This window comes from Halorubrum aethiopicum (assembly GCF_001542905.1).
Taxonomy (GTDB): Archaea; Halobacteriota; Halobacteria; order Halobacteriales; family Haloferacaceae; genus Halorubrum; species Halorubrum aethiopicum.
Genome location: NZ_LOAJ01000001.1, coordinates 167,191 through 187,037, shown reverse-complemented (window position 1 = coordinate 187,037; position 19,847 = coordinate 167,191). Strand labels below are relative to the sequence as shown.

The 19,847-nt window shown below is 69.5% G+C and carries 26 protein-coding genes, 1 tRNA gene and 1 pseudogene; 14 read left to right on the top strand and 14 right to left on the bottom strand.

Features of this window, described 5'->3' with window-relative positions; translation table 11 throughout:
• Nucleotides 1–56: 56 nt before the first annotated feature.
• Both AXA68_RS00955 and AXA68_RS00950 read right to left on the bottom strand, forming a co-directional pair.
• Nucleotides 57–413, bottom strand: coding sequence for an RNA polymerase Rpb4 family protein (locus AXA68_RS00955; RefSeq protein WP_066411581.1), 357 nt, complete (start codon nt 411–413; stop codon nt 57–59).
• Between the two features lies 1 nt (nt 414).
• On the bottom strand, nt 415–705 hold the full coding sequence (locus AXA68_RS00950; RefSeq protein ID WP_066411578.1) for a 50S ribosomal protein L21e: 291 nt from the start codon (nt 703–705) through the stop codon (nt 415–417).
• 100 nt (nt 706–805) lie between these two features.
• On the opposite strand from AXA68_RS00950, the gene AXA68_RS16570 reads away from it, so the two are divergent.
• The 5 genes from AXA68_RS16570 (at nt 806) to AXA68_RS00925 (ending at nt 4,572) form a co-directional block, all read left to right on the top strand.
• On the top strand, nt 806–1,282 hold the full coding sequence (locus AXA68_RS16570) for a hypothetical protein (protein ID WP_066411576.1): 477 nt from the start codon (nt 806–808) through the stop codon (nt 1,280–1,282).
• 115 nt (nt 1,283–1,397) lie between these two features.
• Nucleotides 1,398–2,324, top strand: a complete 927-nt coding sequence (gene mptA / locus AXA68_RS00940; RefSeq protein WP_066411573.1) for a GTP cyclohydrolase MptA — start codon at nt 1,398–1,400, stop codon at nt 2,322–2,324.
• 146 nt (nt 2,325–2,470) lie between these two features.
• A complete protein-coding gene (locus AXA68_RS00935; protein ID WP_066411571.1) occupies nt 2,471–2,713 on the top strand; it encodes a sulfurtransferase TusA family protein in 243 nt (80 codons plus the stop codon).
• A 1-nt stretch (nt 2,714) separates the two neighbouring features.
• Nucleotides 2,715–3,860 carry an NAD(P)/FAD-dependent oxidoreductase gene (locus AXA68_RS00930; RefSeq protein WP_066411569.1) on the top strand — a complete coding sequence of 382 codons (1,146 nt, stop codon included), beginning with the start codon at nt 2,715–2,717 and terminating at the stop codon, nt 3,858–3,860.
• A 1-nt stretch (nt 3,861) separates the two neighbouring features.
• Entirely contained in the window at nt 3,862–4,572 is a 711-nt protein-coding gene (locus AXA68_RS00925) for a DUF1641 domain-containing protein (protein WP_066411568.1), read from the top strand.
• Between the two features lie 100 nt (nt 4,573–4,672).
• On the opposite strand, the gene AXA68_RS00920 is transcribed toward AXA68_RS00925, so the two are convergent.
• Both AXA68_RS00920 and AXA68_RS00915 read right to left on the bottom strand, forming a co-directional pair.
• Nucleotides 4,673–5,260, bottom strand: coding sequence for a DsrE/DsrF/DrsH-like family protein (locus AXA68_RS00920; RefSeq protein ID WP_066411566.1), 588 nt, complete (start codon nt 5,258–5,260; stop codon nt 4,673–4,675).
• Between the two features lies 1 nt (nt 5,261).
• A complete protein-coding gene (locus AXA68_RS00915; RefSeq protein ID WP_066411557.1) occupies nt 5,262–5,516 on the bottom strand; it encodes a sulfurtransferase TusA family protein in 255 nt (84 codons plus the stop codon).
• A gap of 267 nt (nt 5,517–5,783) precedes the next feature.
• Between AXA68_RS00915 and AXA68_RS00910 the strand changes: the two are divergent.
• From AXA68_RS00910 to AXA68_RS00895, 4 genes and pseudogenes are all read left to right on the top strand, one after another.
• A pseudogene (locus tag AXA68_RS00910) lies at nt 5,784–6,985 on the top strand (MBL fold metallo-hydrolase).
• Nucleotides 6,986–7,093: 108 nt separating this feature from the next.
• The gene (locus AXA68_RS00905; protein ID WP_066411555.1) at nt 7,094–7,618 is read left to right on the top strand and encodes a YeeE/YedE family protein; all 525 of its coding nucleotides are present in this window, start codon (nt 7,094–7,096) and stop codon (nt 7,616–7,618) included.
• A gap of 17 nt (nt 7,619–7,635) precedes the next feature.
• Complete coding sequence (locus AXA68_RS00900; RefSeq protein ID WP_066411553.1) at nt 7,636–8,073, top strand: YeeE/YedE family protein; 438 nt, start codon at nt 7,636–7,638, stop codon at nt 8,071–8,073.
• 50 nt (nt 8,074–8,123) lie between these two features.
• Nucleotides 8,124–8,501, top strand: coding sequence for a thioredoxin family protein (locus AXA68_RS00895; protein ID WP_066411552.1), 378 nt, complete (start codon nt 8,124–8,126; stop codon nt 8,499–8,501).
• Nucleotides 8,502–8,992: 491 nt separating this feature from the next.
• Here the strand turns inward: AXA68_RS00895 and AXA68_RS00890 are convergent, their stop codons facing one another.
• The 5 genes from AXA68_RS00890 to AXA68_RS16975 all read right to left on the bottom strand — a co-directional run bounded on the left by AXA68_RS00890 (nt 8,993) and on the right by AXA68_RS16975 (nt 12,541).
• The gene (locus AXA68_RS00890; RefSeq protein WP_066411550.1) at nt 8,993–9,550 is read right to left on the bottom strand and encodes a class I SAM-dependent methyltransferase; all 558 of its coding nucleotides are present in this window, start codon (nt 9,548–9,550) and stop codon (nt 8,993–8,995) included.
• A 101-nt stretch (nt 9,551–9,651) separates the two neighbouring features.
• Nucleotides 9,652–10,770 (bottom strand): aminotransferase class V-fold PLP-dependent enzyme, encoded by a 1,119-nt coding sequence (locus tag AXA68_RS00885; protein ID WP_066411547.1) that lies wholly within the window; start codon nt 10,768–10,770, stop codon nt 9,652–9,654.
• A gap of 61 nt (nt 10,771–10,831) precedes the next feature.
• Nucleotides 10,832–11,179: a thioredoxin gene (gene trxA / locus AXA68_RS00880; protein ID WP_066411545.1), complete on the bottom strand. Its 348-nt coding sequence runs from the start codon at nt 11,177–11,179 to the stop codon at nt 10,832–10,834.
• Between the two features lie 103 nt (nt 11,180–11,282).
• The gene (locus tag AXA68_RS00875; RefSeq protein WP_066411542.1) at nt 11,283–12,383 is read right to left on the bottom strand and encodes a sulfite exporter TauE/SafE family protein; all 1,101 of its coding nucleotides are present in this window, start codon (nt 12,381–12,383) and stop codon (nt 11,283–11,285) included.
• On the bottom strand, nt 12,380–12,541 hold the full coding sequence (locus tag AXA68_RS16975; protein ID WP_198530004.1) for a DUF7512 family protein: 162 nt from the start codon (nt 12,539–12,541) through the stop codon (nt 12,380–12,382). Before AXA68_RS16975 ends, AXA68_RS00875 begins: the two co-directional genes overlap by 4 nt.
• Before the next feature lie 404 nt (nt 12,542–12,945).
• Between AXA68_RS16975 and AXA68_RS00870 the strand changes: the two genes are divergently transcribed.
• A complete protein-coding gene (locus AXA68_RS00870; protein WP_066411539.1) occupies nt 12,946–13,170 on the top strand; it encodes a hypothetical protein in 225 nt (74 codons plus the stop codon).
• A gap of 132 nt (nt 13,171–13,302) precedes the next feature.
• On the opposite strand, the gene AXA68_RS00865 is transcribed toward AXA68_RS00870, so the two are convergent.
• From AXA68_RS00865 to AXA68_RS00855, 3 genes are all read right to left on the bottom strand, one after another.
• Complete coding sequence (locus AXA68_RS00865; protein WP_066411531.1) at nt 13,303–13,986, bottom strand: cyclase family protein; 684 nt, start codon at nt 13,984–13,986, stop codon at nt 13,303–13,305.
• Between the two features lie 627 nt (nt 13,987–14,613).
• Complete coding sequence (locus AXA68_RS00860) at nt 14,614–15,012, bottom strand: helix-turn-helix domain-containing protein (protein WP_066411529.1); 399 nt, start codon at nt 15,010–15,012, stop codon at nt 14,614–14,616.
• A gap of 186 nt (nt 15,013–15,198) precedes the next feature.
• On the bottom strand, nt 15,199–16,050 hold the full coding sequence (locus tag AXA68_RS00855) for a universal stress protein (protein ID WP_066411525.1): 852 nt from the start codon (nt 16,048–16,050) through the stop codon (nt 15,199–15,201).
• Nucleotides 16,051–16,191: 141 nt separating this feature from the next.
• Here AXA68_RS00855 and AXA68_RS16970 point away from each other — a divergent pair, with 141 nt between their 5' ends.
• Both AXA68_RS16970 and AXA68_RS00850 read left to right on the top strand, forming a co-directional pair.
• On the top strand, nt 16,192–16,353 hold the full coding sequence (locus tag AXA68_RS16970) for a hypothetical protein (RefSeq protein WP_198530003.1): 162 nt from the start codon (nt 16,192–16,194) through the stop codon (nt 16,351–16,353).
• An 86-nt stretch (nt 16,354–16,439) separates the two neighbouring features.
• Entirely contained in the window at nt 16,440–17,351 is a 912-nt protein-coding gene (locus AXA68_RS00850) for a 1,4-dihydroxy-2-naphthoyl-CoA synthase (protein ID WP_066411522.1), read from the top strand.
• 464 nt (nt 17,352–17,815) lie between these two features.
• On the opposite strand, the gene AXA68_RS00845 is transcribed toward AXA68_RS00850, so the two are convergent.
• A tRNA-Leu gene (locus AXA68_RS00845) sits at nt 17,816–17,900 on the bottom strand.
• A gap of 60 nt (nt 17,901–17,960) precedes the next feature.
• Nucleotides 17,961–18,344 carry a ferredoxin gene (locus tag AXA68_RS00840; protein WP_066411519.1) on the bottom strand — a complete coding sequence of 128 codons (384 nt, stop codon included), beginning with the start codon at nt 18,342–18,344 and terminating at the stop codon, nt 17,961–17,963.
• A 162-nt stretch (nt 18,345–18,506) separates the two neighbouring features.
• On the opposite strand from AXA68_RS00840, the gene AXA68_RS00835 reads away from it, so the two are divergent.
• The gene (locus AXA68_RS00835; RefSeq protein WP_066411517.1) at nt 18,507–18,878 is read left to right on the top strand and encodes a 30S ribosomal protein S8e; all 372 of its coding nucleotides are present in this window, start codon (nt 18,507–18,509) and stop codon (nt 18,876–18,878) included.
• A 300-nt stretch (nt 18,879–19,178) separates the two neighbouring features.
• Nucleotides 19,179–19,841, top strand: a complete 663-nt coding sequence (gene rnhB / locus AXA68_RS00830) for a ribonuclease HII (protein ID WP_066411514.1) — start codon at nt 19,179–19,181, stop codon at nt 19,839–19,841.
• The last annotated feature ends 6 nt before the right edge of the window (nt 19,842–19,847 follow it).

Below are 19,847 nucleotides of genomic sequence, written 5' to 3'. Positions count from 1 at the left end.
GCTGCCGTCGGGGAAACGCCGGGTACCGACCGGGGCGACGCAGCCGATCCGTCGTCTCAGGCGTACTTCGCGACGACGTCGAGGACCTCGTCGAGCTCCTCGCCGTCGAGCGAGTACCGCTCCTGTGCGAAGACGGAGCGGAGCTCCGTGCGGTCCTCGGGAAGGAGGTCGGCGATCTTGACCGCGGTCGGGACGTCGATCCGCTCGAGGTCGGCAAGCTCCTCGACGAGTTCGCGGGACTCCTCGGCGTCGAGGTGGCCGAACCGGTTCACGTGTTCGATCGCGCGGGCCAGCTCGTACCGGAGCTCGCGGTCCTCGTCGGCGGCGCGGTCGGCCTCGATCTCGCCGAGGATGTCCTTCGCCTCCGCGGTGGTGAGGTACTCCTCGTCGAGCTTCTCCTTGAAGATCGTCATCTTACTGCTGGCGGCTCATGTGGGCGGCGCGGACGATGAGCGTCTTGGTCTTGCCGCCGTCCGTGATCTCGACTTTGAACGCCGCGCCCTGCTTGCCGATCACGGTGCCGGTTCGGCCGTCGAAGCGGGGGTGAAAGCGACCCTCCTGGACGCTCGGGTCGATCTTGAGGTGGACTCGGCTGCCCTCCTCGAACTCCTGGATCGCGCGCTGGGGCGGCGAGGTTCCGCGGTCTCTCGGCTTGTTCGACAGCTTGTCTCGAGTGGCCTTCTGGGGTCCATTGGAACTCGGCATGGTCGTTGGGGTACGGTTCCGCTGCCGCAGTTATAAATGGTGCGTTACGCGCCCGAGCGGCGAGCGACGCGGCTTTGAGCGCTCGGACCGAATCCGAGCCATGGACAGAGCCGTTCCGTTCGCCACCGCGTTTCTCGTCGGCGTCTGCGTGTTCGCGTGGCTGGCGGGGCCGATACTCGAGGCCCGGTTCGGCGCGGAGGCGCTGCTCGTCGCCTACGGCGGCGTCGCCGTCGGTGCCGCGGGAACCGTCTACGTGCTCGTCCGGCGGCTCGACGCCCGTCTCGGCGGCGGCGGCGCGGCCGCGACCCGGAACGAGAGCGACGCGAACGTCGGCGGCGACGACGGCGAGCCCGCCGACGGCGACGGGGGAAGCAGCGCCGATCGCGACGCCGGAGGCGACGATCGCGCGGGTCGCGCGGCCGGAAGCGGCGACGCCCACGGCACCGACCGCGCCGGCGACGCGGTGAGTGCGAGCCTCGACGAGCTGGACGCCCTCGACGTGGAGCGGGAGGTTCGCGAGCTCAAAGCCGAACGGCTGGACGCCGAACGGGAGTCGAGCCGCGACGAGCGGGAGTGAACACGACCGGATGACCTTCGACGGCGGACGAAGCGACGCTTCGCTCTCCAGGAGAACCCGACGCGAGACCCTTCATCGAAAGCCATAATCACGCGTCTCCCCTGGTACGTTCGTAATGAGTCATCAGCTGCCGGACGTACAGGCGTCGGCCCCGGACGTCACCGTCGGGCTCTCGCAGGTCGGCGTCACCGGCGTGGAGAAACTCGTCAAGATCGCCCGCGGCGACGACCGACCGATCGTTCTCATGGCCGAGTTCGAGGTGTTCGTCGACCTCCCGAGCGGCCGCAAGGGGATCGACATGTCACGGAACCTCGCGACGATAGACGAGATCTTGGAGGACATCACCCGCGAGGAGGCCTACCGCGTCGAGGACGTCTGTGGCGACGCCGCCGAGCGGCTCCTGGAGAAACACGACTACACCACCACCGCCGAGGTGTCGATGTCGGCGGAGCTCGTCACCCGCGAGGAGACCCCGGCCTCCGGGCTCGAGACCCAGAGCACGGCGACCATCGTCGCCAGCGCGACCGCGACGGAGGAGGGAACCCGCGCCGAGATCGGTGCGGAGGTCACGGGGATGACGGTGTGTCCCTGTTCGCAGGGGATGAGCGAGTCTCGTGCCCGCGAGAAGCTCGCCGAGCTCGGCGTCGACGAGGAGACGACCGACGCCTTCCTCGAGGCGGTCCCGCAGCCGGGCCACTCCCAGCGCGGCCACGCCACCCTGACGATCACCACGGACGGCAGCCCCGAGGTCGACCTCCGCGACGTGATCGACGTCGCCCGCGACTCGATGAGCGCGCGGATCTACAACATGGCCAAACGCCCCGACGAGGACCACATGACCTACCACGCACACGCGAACGCGAAGTTCGTCGAGGACTGCGTCCGCGCGCTCGCCGAGGGGACGCTCGCGGAGTTCGGGCACCTCGCCGACGACGCCGTGATCCGCATGAAACAGTCGAACGACGAGTCGATCCACCAGCACAACGCCCACGCCGAACGCGAGGTCACGATGGGCGACCTCCGCGACGAACTCGGCGAGTAGCCGTCGTTCTCCCCCGGAGTCGTTCCGAGTTCTCCGGACGCTCGCGTCCGCCGCGTCGGCGGGGTATATAAGTTCCAGCACGATTCCATAATTTTGGAACTTCTATACAATACTATCTCCGCGGCGGTCGAACCTCCGCGCGTACCATGACCGACATCGACATCGAGCCCACGGACACGGTCGACGCGCGCGCGGCCGCCTGCCCCGGTCCGCTGATGGATCTCATCGGCCGGGTCCGCTCGGCGGCCCCCGGCGACGTGATCCTGCTCTTGAGCGACAACGACGAGTCGCTCACGGACGTCTCCGAGTGGGTCGACGAGACCGACAACGAGCTGCTCGCCCTCGACGAGTCGGGCGACGACTACGGCTTCTACGTGGAGGTCGCGTAGGATGGTCGACCGGATCGCGATCCTCGGCGGCGGCACCGGCGGGACGGTGCTCGCGAACGACCTCGCCGACCGGCTCGCCGCGGAGATCGACGCCGGCGACGTCGAGGTGACGCTGATCAACGACGGCCCGGACCACGTGTACAAGCCGGTGTGGCTGTACGTCCCGTTCGGGCAGCGCGAGCCCGCGGACGGCCGGCGGCCGCTCCGGGAGCTCGTCGACTCCCGGGTCGATGTGGTCGTCGACCGGGTGACCGGGATCGACACGGACGCGAGGGAGCTCGCGCTCCGCGACGGTCCCGGTCCGCTCGCGTACGACCACCTCGTCGTCGCGACGGGGTCGACGCTCGCGCCGGCCGAGGTCCCCGGACTCGCCGAGGGCGGTCACGACTACTACTCCGAGTCCGGCGCGGTCGCGCTCCGCGAGGAGCTGCTCTCGATGACGGCGGGCCACCTCGTCTTGAGCGTCGTCGGCACGCCGCACATGTGTCCCGCGGCGCCCCTCGAGTTCGTCTTCATGGCGGACGACTGGTTCCGCGAGCGCGGGCTGCGCGAGGACGTCGACATCACCTACACCTACCCGATCGGCCGCGTCCACGGGAACGCGAACATCGCGGAGTGGGCGCGACCGCTCATGGACGAGCGCGACATCGGCGTGGAGACGTTCTTCAACGTCGAGGCGGTCGATCCCGACGCGGGGACGATCGCCTCCATGGAGGGGACCGAACTCGACTACGACCTCCTCGTCGGCGTCCCGCCGCACCGCGGCGTCGACGTCGTCGCGGAGGCCGACCTCGGCGACCGCGGGTGGGTCGACGTCGACAAGCACACGCTCGAGGCCGAGCGCGCCGAGGGCGTCTACGCGATCGGCGACGCCGCGACGACGGGCGTCCCCAACGCGGGCAGCGTCGCCCACTACCAGGCGGGCGTCGTGGCCCGGCGGATCGCGAGCGAGGTCCGCGGCCGCCCCGCGACGGCGACGTACGACGGCAAGACGCTCTGTTTCGTCGAGACGGGGATGGACGCGGCGTCGTTCGTCGAGTTCGACTACGAGAACCCGCCGTCGCCCGCGCCGCCCTCGGAGAAGCTCCACTGGTCGAAGCTGGCGTACAACGAGGCCTACTGGCTCACCGCCCGGGGGTTGCTCTGAGATGTCGGGGGAAGACGCCGAGGAGGCGGACGACGTCGCGGAGGCGAACGACGCCGGGAGGGCGGACGACGCCGGGAGGGCGGACGACGTCGGTCGGGAGGACCTCGACCGCGACGAGCTCGAGGCGCTCGTCGCCGAGAACCCCGAGGCCGTCGCGACGTTCCTCGACCGGCTCGACGCGGTCAACGACCTGCTCGACGTGCTCGCGCTCGGCGAGGCCGCGCTCACGGACGAGATGGTCGTCGAGCTCGCGGGCACGGCGTCGACGCTCGCGGAGTCGGCCGACGGGCTGGCGACGGCGGAGACCGTCGAACTCGCGGCGACCGTCGGCGACAACGGCGACGAGCTCCGGGAGGCGATGGAGACGCTGATCGAACTCCAGCGGAGCGGCACCCTCGACGAGCTCGCGGAGCTGGGGCAGGTCGGCTCGCTCGCGACCGCGGCGCTCGACGACGGGATGGTTCGGTCGCTCGCGGGCACCGGGGCCGCCCTCGGCGAGGTCGCGGACGCCGCGGCCGACGAGGAGGTCCGCGAGGGAACGAAGACGCTCCTGGCGGGGCTCGGCGCGGCCCAGCGGAGCGAGCCGTCGAAGGTGGGTGCCGTGGGGCTCGCACGCGGGCTCCGCGACCCCGAGATACAGTACGGGCTTGGCTACGTGCTCGCGCTCTCGAAGGCGATCGGGCGGTCGCGGTCGCCGGAAAACGAGTCCTGACGGATCCGTTCGCTTCGCTCTGGCGAAGCGAGTCGGGTCGAAGCGAGTCGGGCCGAAACGGCTCAGTCGAAGCGGGCCGGTCGCGTGCCGCCTGGGCGGTTCAAACGAGGAGTTGGACGTCGGCCTCGGCCATGTCCCGGAAGGCGGAGGCCGCGCCCACGCCGGTCGTCACGCCGTCGTAGAAGTCGTCCTCGTCGTAGCCGAGGAGATCGATCGTCATCTGACACGCCTGGAGGTCGACGCCGCTCGCGAGGGAGGTCTCGATCAGCTCCTCGACCGAGGCCACGTCGTTGTCCTCGATCCGGTTTCGCATCATCCGCGCCGTCATCCGGTCCATCCCCGGGAGCGCGGCGATGGCGTTCGGAACGGGCATGTTGGGGTTGCCGACGGAACTCAACCCGAGGTCCTTCGAGTTCTCCTCGTGGAGGATCTCGAGGCCCCAGAAGGTGTGGAAGACGGTGACGTCGTAGCCGAACGCGGCGGCCGTGCTCGCGAGGATCAGCGGCGGGTACGCCATGTCGAGCGTCCCCTTTGTCGCGATGATCACCATCCTTCCGGGGCCTCCGTCGTCGACCTCGCTCCGGAGGTCGTCGACCTCGGTCTCCAGCGCCTCGACCTGCGCGCGCAGGTCGGCGACGTCGTCGGGCGAGAACTCGCCGTCCTCGGACGACTGTGTGTCCGCGCTCATCTCACTCCGCCTTCCGGACGTAGTGTTTGTACACCGCCGTCCCGTCCTCGGTGGCCTCCTCCTGGTCGACCAGCTCGGCACCCGCGGTCGATTCCGCCCACCCCTCGATGTCGCTCATGCTCCCCGAGTCGGTCGAGACGACCTCGAGGACGTCGCCGACCTCGAGGCCGTCGAACGCCCCCTTGGTCTCGATGACCGGCATCGGGCAGTTCTTTCCCTTCACGTCGAGCGTCTCGGTCGCGGTTTCCGTGCTCATGGTTGCGGTCCCCGTGTTGGGGATGTAGCACAATATTGAATGTTCGGAGATAAGTGTGTCGATTCTTGTGATTGACCTGAACTACTGAACGACACCACGTTTCGATTCGGCCGTATCTCGGAGTACTTCGCGTGAATCCCGACTAAACTGCTGTTTCAACTCGTTTAGGTTCGAGTATCGGTTCCTCGTCCAACATCTAAATATTGTATATATTGTACATTATCATGAGAAAGCTTAAGCCGATACGTCCGATAGTGGAGGGCGTACATGGACGCAGACGAGATGGACTTTCCGACGCCGGACTCGGACGTCGACTCGATCGCACCCGAAACGCTCAAAGACCGCATCGACGCCGGAGAGTCGGTGATGCTGCTCGACGCGCGGACGTCGAGCGACTACGAGGAGTGGCGTATCGACGGCGAGAGCGTCGACTCGATCAACGCGCCCTACTTCCACTTCCTCGACGAGGAGATCGACGACGCCGTCCTCGGGCCGATCCCCGACGACGAGCACGTCACCGTGCTGTGTGCGAAGGGCGGCGCGAGCGAGTACGTCGCCGGCGCGCTCGCCGACCGCGGCTACGACGTCGACCACCTCGAGGACGGCATGAACGGCTGGGCGTCGATCTACGAGGCCCACGAGGTGACCGGCTACGACGGGCCGGGAACGCTCCTCCAGTACCAGCGTCCCTCGAGCGGCTGTCTCGCCTACCTGCTGTACGACGACGGCGAGGCCGCCGTGATCGACCCGCTCCGCGCGTTCACCGACCGCTACCTCGCCGACGCCGCGGAACTCGGCGTCGAGCTGACGTACGCGTTCGACACGCACGTCCACGCGGACCACGTCTCCGGGCTCCGCGAGCTGGCCGCCGAGGGCGTCGAGGCGGTCCTGCCGTCCGCCGCCGCCGACCGCGGCGTCACCTACGCGGACGAGGTCACGCTGACGACCGACGGCGACGAGTTCGCGGTCGGCGAGGCGACGATCGAGACCGTGTTCACGCCCGGCCACACCACCGGGATGACCTCCTATCTGCTCGGCGGGAGCCTGCTCGCGACCGGCGACGGGCTCTTCGTCGAGAGCGTCGCCCGCCCCGACCTCGAGGAGGGCGACGAGGGCGCTCCCGCGGCCGCCCGGACCCTGTACGACTCGCTTCGGAACCGCGTGTTGACGGTCGGCGACGACGTCCTCGTCGGCGGCGCGCACTTCAGCGACGCGGCCGAGCCGGCCGCCGACGGCACCTACACCGCGTCGATCGGCGACCTCCGCGAGCGCATGGACGCGCTCTCGGCCGACGAGGCTACCTTCGTCGAGACCGTCCTCGCGGACATGCCCCCCGACCGGCCAATTACGAGGAGGTCATCGCAACCAACCTCGGGCGGAACCCCGTCGACGACGACGAGGCGTTCGCGCTCGAGCTCGGCCCGAACAACTGCGCCGCGAGCCAGGATGCGCTCACGAGCGACGACTGACCCGACCGTGACTCCCGATCAGATCGCGATCCCCGAACCGATCGCGGTCCGCGACCCGACCGTGACCCGGCACGCGACGGGCCCGACCACGACCGGCGGTGATCGCCGATGATCGCCTCCGCTCTCGCAGACCTGCTCGGGGCCGGCACCGTCGACGCGCTGTTTCCCAACGGGGTCTCGCGGTACGCGATCGGCGGGCTGCTCGTCGGGCTCGGCACCGTCCTGATCTACCTCGGAACGGGGATCGCGGCGGGCGCGAGCACGTTCCTCGAGTCGACGCTCTCGTACGTCTCGGGGCGCTCGCGGTTCGCGCAGTACCGTTCCTCGCGCGACTGGCGCGTCGTCTTCACCCTGGGGATAATCGGCGGCGCGGCCGTCTACGCGCTGATCTACCAGGGCGACCCCTGGTCGGTCGCGGGCAGCGCCTGGACCACCGGGGTCTCGCCGTGGCGACTGTTCGTCGGCGGGGTCCTCGTCGGGATCGGCACCCGCGTCGGGAAGGGGTGTACCTCGGGCCACGGCATCTGCGGCGTCGGGTCGGTCTCGCGCACCTCGCTCGTCGGCGTGGCGACGTTCCTCCTCGTCGCGATTTTGACCGCGAACGCCGTCGCGGCGCTGGGGGTGGCCCCGTGAGCCGACACCCGCTCTTCATGCCGCTCGTCCTCCTCGGCGGGCTCGTGTTCGGCTTCGGGCTCGGGTTCAGCCACATGGCCCGGCCGGAGGTCGTCCTGGCCTTCCTGACGTTCGACGACCTCGGCCTCCTGTTCGTGATGTTCGGCGGCTCGATCGTCGCGGGGATCGCGTTCTGGACGCTGCCGAGGCTGCGCGAGTCGGCCCCCTTGACGGGTCGACCGTACCGCCGGCGACTGAAGTCGTTCGACCGGAACGTCCTCGTCGGCGGCTCGGTCTTCGGCGTCGGCTGGGGGCTCTCCGGGATCTGTCCCGGCGCGGCCTACGCCAGCCTCGGCGTCGGCAACTGGCCGATCCTCTACGCGATCGGCGGCATGTTCGTCGGCGCGTACGCTCAAGGGCTCTGGCGCAGCCGGAACGCCGAGGGCGCGCCCGCCGCCGCGCCGAGCGACGACTGACGGGTCCTTCGGAAGCGAGCCTTTATGCCGTCTCGACATCAATAGTGTGTATGAACTCCAATACTGTGTCGTCCGGCGGCGACGATCGCGTCGGGAACGGCTCCCGCGATCGGCCGACCGCGCTGGCCGACGAGGTCGCTCTCGACGAGTTCCTCGCCGGCACCGACGCCGCGCTCGTCGAGTTCTACACCGAGGGCTGCGGGATCTGCGCGAGCATGGAGCCCGTCCTCGGGAACGTCGCGCGCACGGTCGACGTCGACGTGGCGCTTCTCAACCCCCGCGACGACCCGCCGCTCGTCGAGCGCTTCGACGTGCGAAGCGTCCCGCTGTTCGTCCTCTTCGTCGACGGCGAGCCGGTCGCCCGGCGTGCGGAGGGGTTCATCCCCGGCGACGACCTTGCCGCGTGGGTGGACGAGCACGTAGAGTGACGGGTCGAGATCCGGATTCTGATCCGTTTGAATACGTTTTTCGACAGGATTCGTTTGAAACGCCCGCTCGTTGGAGCGTGCTTATAGAACGGTTGTTTTGAGAGATATCGGGTCGATCGGTTCGGGATCGTTGCTGGCGCGGTGAACGTCTCCAAAGCCCCAGCCGCGAGGACTCGCGCGGCTCGGTGCGCTCCTCGCTCAGTCGCTCCCGCTCCTTCGCTGTGGTGCTTCCGTCGCCGGGCGTCGTCCTCGCGACTGCCCCTTTGAGTCCCACCCAACCGTACCGCCCCGCACCTCACGCCTCCCCAGCCTCGCCACTCGCGCTTTTCAAGCGCTCGTGGCGTCCCTCGCGGGCGGTTCGTGCCGCTCCGCGGCACTCACCGGCGCGCCACCGCTCCGGCGATCGCTCGTTATTTTGACTGTACTGATAGAAATCGGGCCGGAACGTACCGCCCGTCGAGAACTCACAAAGGATATTCAGATCCTCGCTCTCACGGTGCCAGCGCGACGACCGCGAACGTCTCCGTGCGGGTCGTTCCGTGGACGACCTCGAAGCCGGCGTCTTCGAGCATCTCGGTCGCGTCCGTGAGGTCGTACCGCTCGTCGAGCGGCGGTCCGGCGACCCCGTCGCCGTCGGCGGTCCAGTCGAAGGTCGCGAGGCGACCGCCGGTCCGCAACACCCTGGCGAGTTCGGCGACCGCGTCGTCGTCGGCGAACTCGTGGAACGTCATCGTCGAGAAGGCGGCGTCGAGCGCGCCCGCGTCGAACGGCAGGTCGGCCACGTCGCTCTCGACAAGCTCGACGTTCTCGGGGAGCCCCTTCTCGCGGTAGCGGTCGTGCATCGCCGCCTGGACGTCGACGCCGTACACCGTCCCGGCGTGGGGCGCGACGTCGTCGGTGTAAAAGCCCGTGCCGCTGCCGAGGTCGGCGACCGTCCCGTCGGGGGCGGGGTCGACCGCGTCGATCAGCTCCTCGCGGGAGACCCAGGCGTAGCGCTCGGGGTCCTCGAGCTTCGCCGCCCGGTCGGCGTCGAACGTGTGAAATCCCATACGACTGTATTGTGCCGACCGCGCAAAAATCGGTCGGTCCCGTCGTCGACGGCGGAACGGCGGTCGTGCCGTCGACGGAACGGCGGGCGTCTCGTCGCCGTCTACGGCTCCTCGGAAAGCGCCGCGACGACGTCATCGATCTCCCGCTCCGTCGAGACCGCGTGGACCGACACGCGGACCGCGTCCGGGTGCGGAAGGTCCCGGATGACGATCCCCCGCTCGAGGAGTCGCTCGACGGTCGCCTCGGGCTCCGCGACGTCGACGGTGACGAGCCCGGTCTCGTACTCGGTCGGGCTCAGGAGCCGCTCCCCGTCGAGGCCCGCCTTCAGGCGGTCGGTGAGGTCCTCGATCCGGCTCGTGATCGCGTCGAGGCCGACCGACTCGATCGCGTCGATCCCCTCGAGCAGCCCGACGTGCGCCGCCGGCGTCGTGGTGCCGACCTCGAAGCGCTTCGCGCCGGGCGCGTACTCGATGTCGTGGGCGGTCGGCGTCTCGACCCCGCGGTAGCCGACGGAACTCGGCGTCATCCCCTCGGCGACCGCGCGGTCGACGTAGAGGAAGCCCGCTCCCCACGGCCCGAGCAGCCACTTGTGGCCGGCACCCGCGACCGCGTCCGCGCCCCACTCGTGGAGGTCGACGGGGACCTGCCCCGGTGACTGGACCGCGTCGACGAGGGTGAACGCGCCCGCGTCGTTCGCGATCTCCACGAGGTCCCGGACGGGAAGTCGGGTGCCGTGCGTCCAGGTGATCGCGCTGAAACAGACGAGCCGCGCGTCCGCGACCGCGTCGGCGTAGGCGTCGCGGTCGATCCGACCGTTCTCGGTCTCGACGACGCGGACCTCGATCCCGGCCTCCTCCTCGAGCTGCCGCCAGGGCAGCACGCCGGCCGGGTGTTCGAGGTCGGTCCGGACGACGACGTCGCCGGGTTCCCAGTCGATCGCGGCGGCGATCCGCGCGATCCCGTCGGTCGTGCTCTCCGTCAGGGCGATCTCCTCGGCGTCGGCTCCGAGGAAGTCGGCGATCCGCTCGCGGACCGTCTCGTAGGTGCCGAACGCGCGCTCGTAGGGGTCGGTCCCGATCGGGTCGTACTCGTGGTCGGCGAGGAAGTCGGCGGCGGCGTCGACGACGTACTCCGGGCTCGGCCCGTGCGCGCCGTAGTTGAGGTACGCCGTCTCCTCGTCCAGCGCGGGAACGTCCGCCCGGATCTCGCGCGGCGTCATGCGGGCCCCTCCCGCGTCGTCGGGCTCGTCGGGCTCGTCGGGTTCGTCGCGCTCGCGGCGATCATGCGCTCGATCGCCCGGCGACGGCCTCCCGGAGGGCGTCCTCGGTCTGCGCGCCGACCATCCGGTCGGCGATCTCGCCGTCGACGAACACCAGAAGCGTCGGGATCCCCTGGACCCCGTACTCGCCGGCGAGCCCCTGATGCCGGTCCACGTCGACCTTGAGGACCGCCGCGTCCGTCTCGGCCGCCACCGCCTCGACCGCCGGCTCCATCATCTGACAGGGCCCGCACCAGTCGGCGTGGAAGTCCACGAGCACGACGTCGTGGTCGGCGACGAAGTCGTCGAAGTCGTCGGCGCTCTCGAGCGCCACGGGTTCGGTCGGCACGGATTCGCTGGTTTGCGTCATCACCGATAGGTACACGCCCCACGCTCATAACGGTTTTGGATATTCGATACAATACTCTCATCCGGGGGAAAAACGAGGGGGAATCCACCGCCGAACGGGCCGCTCACTCGCCGCGCCGGGGAGAACCGGGGACGCCGCGGGTCCGCCGCACCGCGAGCGCCCCGTGATAGAGGATGGTCGCACAGACGAGCAGCGCGGATCCGATCAACAGGACGAAGCTGAGCCGGTCGAGGACGGGCATCGCGAGCCACACGGAGAGCTCGCCGATCCCGACGGCGGCGCTGGCGACGAGCAGCATGAGCCCGAAGTAGACCGTCACGTCCTCCTCGTCGACGTAGGCGGTCGCGCTCGAGCCGATCCGCGCGCCGAGCGCGCTGCCGACGAGCAGCGCCGTGACGATCCCGAGGTCGATCACGCCCGCGCGTCCGTAGGTGAACGCCCCCACCGCCCCGGACATGAGCCCCCCGAAGAGGCTCGTCCCGACGGCGGCCGCGAGCGAGGTGCCGATGGCGTAGTAGATCGCGGGCATGCGGACGAATCCGCCGCCGACGCCGAGGAAGCCGGAGACGAGTCCCACCACGCCGCCGACGCCGGAGATCGTCCACAGCGACGCCCGACTCCCGTCCGCGAGCGTCGTCATCGGCGGGACCTCGTACGACTGGATCCGCCGGGCTAGCGCGGGGACCTCGTCGGCGTCGTCTTCACCGTCGCCGTCACTTCGGCCGTTCTCGTCGCTTCCGCCGTTCTCGTCGTCTCCCTCGCCCGTGTCACCGCCGTCGTCCTCGGCGTCGAGCGCGCTCCGCGTGAACAACACGCCTATCGCCGCGAGCAGTATCACGTACGCGACGCCGACCACGACGTTCGCGATCCCCAACACCTCGAGCCCGAAGACGAGTCGGCTCCCGATCTGGATGCCGACGGTGAGTCCGACGAACATCAGCGCGCCGAGCTTGTAGTCGACCTGCCCGGCGTCGTGGTGTTTCATCGTCGCGATCGCGGCGGTCCCGAACACGAACGCCATCGAGCTGCCGATGGCGACCGGGGCCGGGTACCCCAGGATCAGGAGCGCGGGCGTGACGAGGAACGACCCGCCCATCCCGAAGAACCCGAAGAACACGCCGACCATGAAGCCGAAGGCGACGAACAGGCCGAAGATCTCCGGGCCGAGTCCGAGGGGTTCGACCGTCCCGAACGGGCCGATCATCTCCCGTTCGCGAGCCGGTCCAAGACGGCCGACCCGACCGCCTCCTCGACGGCCCCGTACCCGGCGTAGAGGGCGATCGCCTCGAGGAGGACGACGCCGATCACCGCGAGCGCCCGTACCGACGGCGACGCGCCCGCGAGGAGTCCCGTCCCGGTCATCGGCTCCCTCCGCCTCTCGCCGCCCGCGTTCCGCGTCGAGTCGGTCGATCGATGTCGGTCATGTACCCGACGGTAGCCGACAGGGAGATATAACGGTTTTGGGTTCTTAGCACAATACTATATTCGCGTGAGAGACGGGAAACGATGGATAACGTACGAATACTATTTACGGATACTCGAACCAGAGACGACGATCCACGGACTGGGAGCCGATCCGCTTCGGCGAGTCGGCCTCCGCGTCGCGGCAGGGTCCGATCGTCGATCGGGGCGTTCCAGTGGCCAGTCACGTATGCCCGCTTCCGTGGGATCTCTCTACACGATCTGTCGTGACTCCGAGCCGACGTGTTCTCCGCGCGTGAGAATCCGCATCCGTCCATTTATGTGTGGAACGCGTACCCGGAGGTATGAGTCACTCATCGCGTTCCTCGCGTATCGACCTCGACGCGGCGTTCAAGGCGTTCGGCGCGGTGACGATCCTGATCGGCGTCGTCCTCACCGTGGGCGTGATCGCGCTTACCGACCCGTTCGGCCAGTACGTCACGACCACGCCCGCCGCGACCGGGAGCCTGCTCTTCACCGGGCTGCTCGCCGCGGTCGGCTACGCGGCCTACGCGCTCCGCCGTCGCTGAGTCGCGATCCGACGAATCGATCCGACGAATCGATCCGACGAGTCGAACGGACGAACCGATCCACCGGGATCGGTCCGGCGACCGTTCGGCGACACGACGGCCGGTTCTCACTACGCATCGATCCTCGTCCGCTCACTTCCCGGCGGTCTCGTCTCGCTCTCGGCCGAACTCCCGGTCCGCGTCGGTTTCCGCGACCGCCCGGATCGGCGCGCCGTCGGCGTCGACGGCCAACGGGTAGGCGTGGAGGGTGACTCGCTCGGGCAGCCGCTCGAGCCCGGTCAGGTTCTCGACGACGAACCGCCCCGCACCGAGCAGCGCGCGGTGGGCCGGCACGCCCGAGGGCTCGTCCGGACTCGCGCGCTCGGTCGGCGTCGGGTCGGGATTGAGCGTGTCGGTGGCCACGTGGTGGCCGGCCTCGGCGCAGCGCCGGGCCGTCGCGGGAGCCAGGTAGGGATGGTCGAGGTACCGCTCGGTCCCCCAGCGGTCGTCCCAGCCGGTCCGAAACGCCAGCAGCTCCGCCTCGGTCTCGGGAACCGCGTCCGGCGGGATCGCCTCGCGTGCGCCGAGGCCGCCACAGTCGACGAGGCGCGCGTCGAACCGGAACCTCTCGACGTCGTACGCCCCGAGCGTCCGCCCGTCGGGTTCGGTGTGGCGCGGCGCGTCGATGTGCGTCCCGGCGTGGCTCCCCAGTTCGAGGGCGGTCACCTCGTAGCCGTCCGCCTCGTGGGTCGCGTGGGGGGAACACGACACGTCGGGGTCGCCGGGATACGTCGGCATTCCCGTCTCGACCCGGTGTGTACAGTCGTACAGCGTCATGGTTCAGGTCCCGGTACGTCGCGTATAACCCTGTCCCCGACCGTAGGGGGTCGTCGGTATTCCAGTCCGCGTGCGGATACGTCGTCCGAGGCTCTCGATCGCTGAAAGTTGCTTGTTGTACGGGGGTTTCGTGAGTGATCGGGGTGATGAGAACGGGATCGTTGCTGGCGCGGTGACCACCACCAAAGCCCCAGCTGGCTCCGGTCGAGGGCCTCGCTGTGGTCCTCGTCGCTCACTCCGTTCGCTCCTGCGGTCCTTGCGTCGGCCGTCTTCCCGGAGCCGGCTGCCCCTTTGAGTCCCACCCGACCACTGGAAGACGGTCCTGCTCGCTCACTCCGTTCGCTGCGCGGGCTGCGACTTCCATGCTCCCGCTCGCTTCGCTCGCGGGAACGCAACCGCCCCGCACCTCACACCTCCCCAGCCTCGCGACTCCCTTCGGTCGTCGCGTCCCTCGCGGGCGGTTCGCGGGCCTTCGGCCCGCTCACCGGCGCGCCACCGCCCCGGCGATCGCCCACTCCCTCACCCGTACTGACCACCCCGAATCAAACCGGGTCCTGCTGTAGAACTCGACGAAGTCGGCCGAAAAAAGCGGTTCCGGGTTGCGCGTTTCGATCCGGTGCGGACCGATCAGCTCGAGGCGGTCGCCGACTCGGCACCCTCGTACTTGTCCTCGAACTCCTGGATGAGCTGGCCCATCTTCGCGTACCAGTCGTTCAGCATCCGCTGCATCTCCCCCGAGATCTTCTCGGGGTCGGTCGGCTGGTAGACGTGGTAGTAGCCGCCCTGGTCGTAGTTGATCTGCTCTTTGCTGATGAACCCGGTCTGGAGGAGCCGCTGGACCGCCCGGTAGGCGGTCGAGCGCTCCCGGTCGACGGCCTCGCCGATCTCGTCTATCGTCAGCGGCTCCTCGCTCTCGACGAGCACCTGGAAACACTCCCGGTCGAGCGGTTTGAGCCCGTGGAAACACTCCAGTAACCCCTCACACTCCATGTCGCTCCGGAGCTGTTCGGCCAACGAGTCTGGCATGATATTGCCCGCGAGTACGCCCCGTGTGCCTAAAAGGCTTGTGTATGGAACACACAATTCCGTGCGAGAGCCCTCGAATCCGCCGATGTTCGGCGCGGTGCGTTCATGGCGTTTATTGCAAGTCGTTTCCGGCGCTCCCCCGGCCCGTCCCGGCGACGCACCGGTAAACAGTTACGATAAACGCTATCAGGCCGACCGCGGCGGCGGCACCAGGAGGACGTTGCCGGTCGCGTTCACGACGACCTCCTCGCTCACGCTGCCCAGGAGCAGCCGCCGCAGCCGGCTCCGGCCGCGCGAGCCGAGGAGCAGCGTGCTCGGCTCGTGGTCGCGCTCCGCGGCGAGGATCTCCGTCGCGGGGTCGCCGCGCCTGACATCGATCCGGGAGTCGAGTCCCCACTCGTCGAGGCGGTCGGTGAGCTCGCCGAGCCGCGCCTCCACGTCGCCCTCGTCTCCGGTGTCGTCCTTCGGCGAGCGAACGTGGACCAGCGTGACCTCCTCGGTCGCGTGTCTGAGGTACGCGAACGTCTCGAAGGCGCGCTCGGCGTTCTCGGAGAAGTCGGTCGCGAACAGCGTCCGCCTGAACAGGTGCCGTCGCACCGTCTCGGGGTCGTCGACGCCGCGTTCGATCCGGTCGACGAGCAGCGGCACCACCGTGGTCCGGGCCAGGTTCCGCGCCGTCGACCCGATGACGCGGTTCTCGAGCGGGCTCTTCCCGCGGGAGCCGACGAGTATCAGGTCCGCGCCGACCGCGCCCGCGATCCCGTTGATCCGGCGGTGAGGCGTCCCCCGGACGACGTGCGTCTCGACGTCGAAGCCGGCGGCCTCGATCGCCTCCCGGTAGCGGCGAAGCCCGCGCTTGCGCCGCTTCTCGAAGTCGATCCCCGGCATCCCGGAGTGGACGTTCGAGGGAACCACGGTCACGAGGTGGATCCGGTCGACGCCGATCCGCGAGAGGCAGTTCAGCCCCGCCTCCGACTCGACCATCGTCTCGCTCGCGGTCGAGAGGTCGGTCGCGAGCACGGCGGACTTCCCGCTCATCGGCGCTCCCTCCGATCCCGCCCCTCTACCCAGGCCTCTCGAACAGTATTCTTCATATTGTACAATACTATTTATCGGAGATAAACCCCGCGGTCGGGCGGCACCGGGAGATATACCCCGCCGGCGAGCGTGTCCTCGGGCATGACCGACGACGAGGCCGACCTCGCGGAGGCGGTCGACCGCTTCCTCGAGGGGGCGGACGCGGCGTTCGACCAGTACGACCAGGGGTACGCCGACGCCGACGCGACCGTCTCGGTGCTTCGGCGCCACGCCGACGACCTGCGGGACGCCCTCGAGGACTGAGGGGCGGGTCGTCCGCGTGTCGCATCGTCGATCGCCGGGCGTCCCGACTCGCCGCCGTTTATGTCGCCGCCGTCCGACTCTCCGGCATGGTCTCGGAGATCTTCGACCCCGACGCGTGGGAGCCGGTCACGGACGAGTTCGAGGACGTGACGTACCATCGCGCCCGCGACGCGCCGGTCGTCCGGATCGCGTTCGACCGCCCCGAGGTCCGGAACGCCTTTCGTCCCGGAACCGTCGACGAGCTGTACGCCGCGCTCGATCACGCCCGCAAGCAGGCCGACGTGGGCTGTGTCCTCCTGACGGGGAACGGCCCCTCCGAGAAGGACGGCGGCTGGGCGTTCTGCGCCGGCGGCGACCAGTCCGTGCGCGGCGGCTCCGGCTACGAGTACCGCGACGACGACGAGGCCGACGAGGCGGACGACCCCCTCGTGCGCGAGGCGAAGGCCGGCCGGCTCCACGTCCTCGAGGTCCAGCGGCTGATCCGGTTCATGCCCAAACCCGTCGTCGCGGTCGTCCCCGGCTGGGCGGTCGGCGGCGGCCACTCGCTCCACGTCGTCTGTGACCTGACGCTCGCGAGCGACGAGCACGCGAAGTTCCTCCAGACCGACCCCGACGTGGCCTCCTTCGACGGCGGGTTCGGCTCCGCCTACCTCGCCAAGCAGGTCGGCCAGAAGAAGGCCCGCGAGGTGTTCTTCCGCGGGAAGACTTACTCCGCCGCGGAGGCCGTCGACATGGGAATGGCCAACGAGGCGGTCCCCCACGAGGACCTCGAGAGCGTCGCCCTGGAGTGGGCCGAGGAGATGACGAGCAAGTCGCCGACCGCGATGCGCATGCTGAAGTACGCGTTCAACATGACCGACGACGGCATGGTCGGCCAGCAGGTGTTCGCGGGCGAGGCGACCCGGCTCGCGTACATGACCGAGGAGGCCCAGGAGGGCCGCGACGCCTTCTTAGAGAAGCGCGACCCCGAGTTCGACGAGTATCCCTGGCACTACTGATCAAGCATCCCTCGCACGAGCTCCGTCGCGGTGGCGTGCGCCTCCGAGCGGCCCGGCGGGCCGCGAGGAGCCCGCGCGAGGGAGTCGGGCGGCCGGAGCGACGCGGAGGCCGGCCGACGAGGCTGGGGAGGCGTGAGGTGCGGTCGCGGGCGGGGTGGGACTCAAAGGGGCAGTCGCGAGGACGAAGACGCGCGACGTAAGGACCGCAGCGAAGGAGCAAAGCGACTGAGCGAGGACCTCAACGAGCGCATCGAGTCCTCGCGGCTGGGGCTTTGGCGGTGTTGACCGCAGCCATCCGTCTCGCTTCACTCACGCCTCGCTCACCTCTCGCCGCAGGGATGCGGGGGAAGGGATTCGAACCACGGTCGCTCCCGTTCGCTCGCGATGCTCGCTCACCTCCCGCTCCCTGCTTCGAATCCCTTCCGGCCGAGCCGCGGCGCTCACGATGTGTGAGCGCCGCGACGTGCGGGGGAAGGGATTCGAACCCTCGAACCTCTACAGGAGCGGATCTTAAGTCCGCCGCTTTTGGCCAGGCTCAGCCACCCCCGCGCGGATCCGGGTACCGCCGGCGGGGTCAAACCCCTTTCGGAAGCCGGTCCGGACCCCGATTCACCAATCGACCGACAGCGTCCCGTCGCCGTGCGGGTCCGGCGCGATCTCCTCGTCGGTCCGCCGGTCGACGACGTGGATGACGCCGCGCTCCTTCTTCGCCGGACACACCTCGGCGGCCCGGACGTTCTCGGCCAGGTCGTCCTCGCCGATGTAGTAGGTCCGCGGCTTCGCCATCCCGCTCACCACGTCCATCTCCCAGTTGTCGGCGACCTCCGCGCACTTGCCCGCGCCGAAGCACTTGTTCGCCTCGAAGACGATCTTGTACGGCTTCTCCTCGATCGGCGGCCCCTCGCCGCCGAGGTCGCTCGCGGCGAGGACGCCGTCGTCGCTCCCGTCCTCCCCGTCGGCGTCGTCGGGTTCCGTCCCGCGCGCGTCGCTCATACCGGTCGATCGGTGACGGCGGGACTTTCGTCTGTCGGTCGCGTCGACTCGTCGGTCCCAGATCTCTACCCCGGAACGGTCCGGATCGGTCGGGATCGGCCGCGAGACGCCGCCCCGTCCGGAGTCGAACGGTTCAAGTATTCGCTGGCTGTTCGTAGGGACATGAAAGACCAGGGACGCTCCACGCGCAAGCGAACCGGCGGCCGACTGAAACACGCCTCGAACAAGAAGCGCCACCAGCTCGGCCGCGAGCCCGCCGAGACGACGGTCGGCGAGACCCGCGTTCAGTACATCGACTCCCGCGGCAACGAGCGGAAGGTCCGCGCGCTCGCGACGAACGTCGCGCAGGTCGCCGACGGCGACGAGGTCGTCGAGGCCGACATCGAGGACGTCGTCGAGAACCCCTCGAACGTCAACTACGTCCGCCGGAACATCGTCACCAAGGGTGCCGTCATCGAGACCTCGGAGGGCCGCGCCCGCGTCACCTCCCGACCCGGCCAGACCGGCCAGGTCAACGCCGTCCTGATCGAGTAGAGTCGGCTTCCTCGGTTTCGTTTTCCGCCATCGTGAGTCCGTAGCATCGACCGTCGCCACCGATCCGGGCTCCAAGCGTGGCGAGCTGTTGGCGCGGTCACCACCAAAGCCCCAGCCGACCGCCCCGCACAACACCGCAACCGCACCTCACGCCTCCCCAGCCTCGCGGCTCCTTTCAGTCGCCGCGTCCCTCGCGGGCGGTTCGCGCCCGCGGGGCGCTCACCGGCGCGCCGACTGCTCCGACGACCATCCGGCCGCCCGATCTCAAGCTATTTGTCCGTTCCCGCCCCGGGTCGAGACGTGTACGTCGGCGTCGACGAGGCCGGAAAGGGGCCCGTGCTCGGGCCGATGATCGCCGCGGCGGTGCGCGCGGACCCGGAGAGCCTGCCGGCCGACGTCGACGACTCGAAGCGCGTCGCCCCCGATCGCCGGCGGGAGATCGCGGCGGAACTGCGGGCGAGCGACGCGGTCGATGTCGCGGTCGCGACCGTCGAGACCGCGGAGATCGACGCGCCCGACACGGACATGAACACGCTCACCGTCCGGGGACAGGCGCGGGCGGTGCGTGGCGCGGCGCGGGCCGGCGACCGCGTCGTCGCCGACGCGGGCGACACCTCCGAGGACCGGTTCGCGCGGCGGCTGCGGGAGTTCGCCACCGACACCGGTACCGCCGAATCCGTCACCGTCGACGCTGCCCACGGCGCGGACGAGTCCGACCCCGTCGTCGGCGCGGCGAGCGTCGTCGCGAAGGTGGCCCGCGACGCCCGAATGGCCGCCATCGACGCGGCGTACCCCGACTACGACGGCGTCGGCAGCGGCTACCCGAGCGACCCGACGACGCGGGCGTTCCTCCGCGCGTACGTCGCCGACCACGGGGACGTCCCGCCGCACGCCCGCCGCTCGTGGTCGACGTGCGCGGACGCGCTCGCGGCCGCGGAACAGTCCGGCCTCGACGAGTTCTGAAATCGG

Bases quoted from the DNA above. Each gene is read 5' to 3' on its own strand.
- AXA68_RS00855 (WP_066411525.1), bottom strand. From the start codon at position 16,050: ATGAGCGGGAAGTCCGCCGTGCTCGCGACCGACCTCTCGACCGCGAGC.
- AXA68_RS00895 (WP_066411552.1), top strand. From the start codon at position 8,124: ATGAACTCCAATACTGTGTCGTCCGGCGGCGACGATCGCGTCGGGAAC.
- AXA68_RS00890 (WP_066411550.1), bottom strand. From the start codon at position 9,550: ATGGGATTTCACACGTTCGACGCCGACCGGGCGGCGAAGCTCGAGGAC.
- AXA68_RS00875 (WP_066411542.1), bottom strand. From the start codon at position 12,383: ATGATCGGCCCGTTCGGGACGGTCGAACCCCTCGGACTCGGCCCGGAG.
- AXA68_RS16970 (WP_198530003.1), top strand. From the start codon at position 16,192: ATGACCGACGACGAGGCCGACCTCGCGGAGGCGGTCGACCGCTTCCTC.
- AXA68_RS00870 (WP_066411539.1), top strand. From the start codon at position 12,946: ATGAGTCACTCATCGCGTTCCTCGCGTATCGACCTCGACGCGGCGTTC.
- AXA68_RS00835 (WP_066411517.1), top strand. From the start codon at position 18,507: ATGAAAGACCAGGGACGCTCCACGCGCAAGCGAACCGGCGGCCGACTG.
- AXA68_RS00920 (WP_066411566.1), bottom strand. From the start codon at position 5,260: ATGAGCGCGGACACACAGTCGTCCGAGGACGGCGAGTTCTCGCCCGAC.
- mptA (WP_066411573.1), top strand. From the start codon at position 1,398: ATGAGTCATCAGCTGCCGGACGTACAGGCGTCGGCCCCGGACGTCACC.
- AXA68_RS00905 (WP_066411555.1), top strand. From the start codon at position 7,094: ATGATCGCCTCCGCTCTCGCAGACCTGCTCGGGGCCGGCACCGTCGAC.
- trxA (WP_066411545.1), bottom strand. From the start codon at position 11,179: ATGACGCAAACCAGCGAATCCGTGCCGACCGAACCCGTGGCGCTCGAG.
- AXA68_RS00860 (WP_066411529.1), bottom strand. From the start codon at position 15,012: ATGCCAGACTCGTTGGCCGAACAGCTCCGGAGCGACATGGAGTGTGAG.
- AXA68_RS00865 (WP_066411531.1), bottom strand. From the start codon at position 13,986: ATGACGCTGTACGACTGTACACACCGGGTCGAGACGGGAATGCCGACG.
- AXA68_RS00955 (WP_066411581.1), bottom strand. From the start codon at position 413: ATGACGATCTTCAAGGAGAAGCTCGACGAGGAGTACCTCACCACCGCG.
- AXA68_RS00840 (WP_066411519.1), bottom strand. From the start codon at position 18,344: ATGAGCGACGCGCGCGGGACGGAACCCGACGACGCCGACGGGGAGGAC.
- AXA68_RS00950 (WP_066411578.1), bottom strand. From the start codon at position 705: ATGCCGAGTTCCAATGGACCCCAGAAGGCCACTCGAGACAAGCTGTCG.
- AXA68_RS00900 (WP_066411553.1), top strand. From the start codon at position 7,636: ATGCCGCTCGTCCTCCTCGGCGGGCTCGTGTTCGGCTTCGGGCTCGGG.
- AXA68_RS16975 (WP_198530004.1), bottom strand. From the start codon at position 12,541: ATGACCGGGACGGGACTCCTCGCGGGCGCGTCGCCGTCGGTACGGGCG.
- AXA68_RS00885 (WP_066411547.1), bottom strand. From the start codon at position 10,770: ATGACGCCGCGCGAGATCCGGGCGGACGTTCCCGCGCTGGACGAGGAG.
- AXA68_RS16570 (WP_066411576.1), top strand. From the start codon at position 806: ATGGACAGAGCCGTTCCGTTCGCCACCGCGTTTCTCGTCGGCGTCTGC.
- AXA68_RS00925 (WP_066411568.1), top strand. From the start codon at position 3,862: ATGTCGGGGGAAGACGCCGAGGAGGCGGACGACGTCGCGGAGGCGAAC.
- AXA68_RS00850 (WP_066411522.1), top strand. From the start codon at position 16,440: ATGGTCTCGGAGATCTTCGACCCCGACGCGTGGGAGCCGGTCACGGAC.
- AXA68_RS00915 (WP_066411557.1), bottom strand. From the start codon at position 5,516: ATGAGCACGGAAACCGCGACCGAGACGCTCGACGTGAAGGGAAAGAAC.
- AXA68_RS00930 (WP_066411569.1), top strand. From the start codon at position 2,715: ATGGTCGACCGGATCGCGATCCTCGGCGGCGGCACCGGCGGGACGGTG.
- AXA68_RS00935 (WP_066411571.1), top strand. From the start codon at position 2,471: ATGACCGACATCGACATCGAGCCCACGGACACGGTCGACGCGCGCGCG.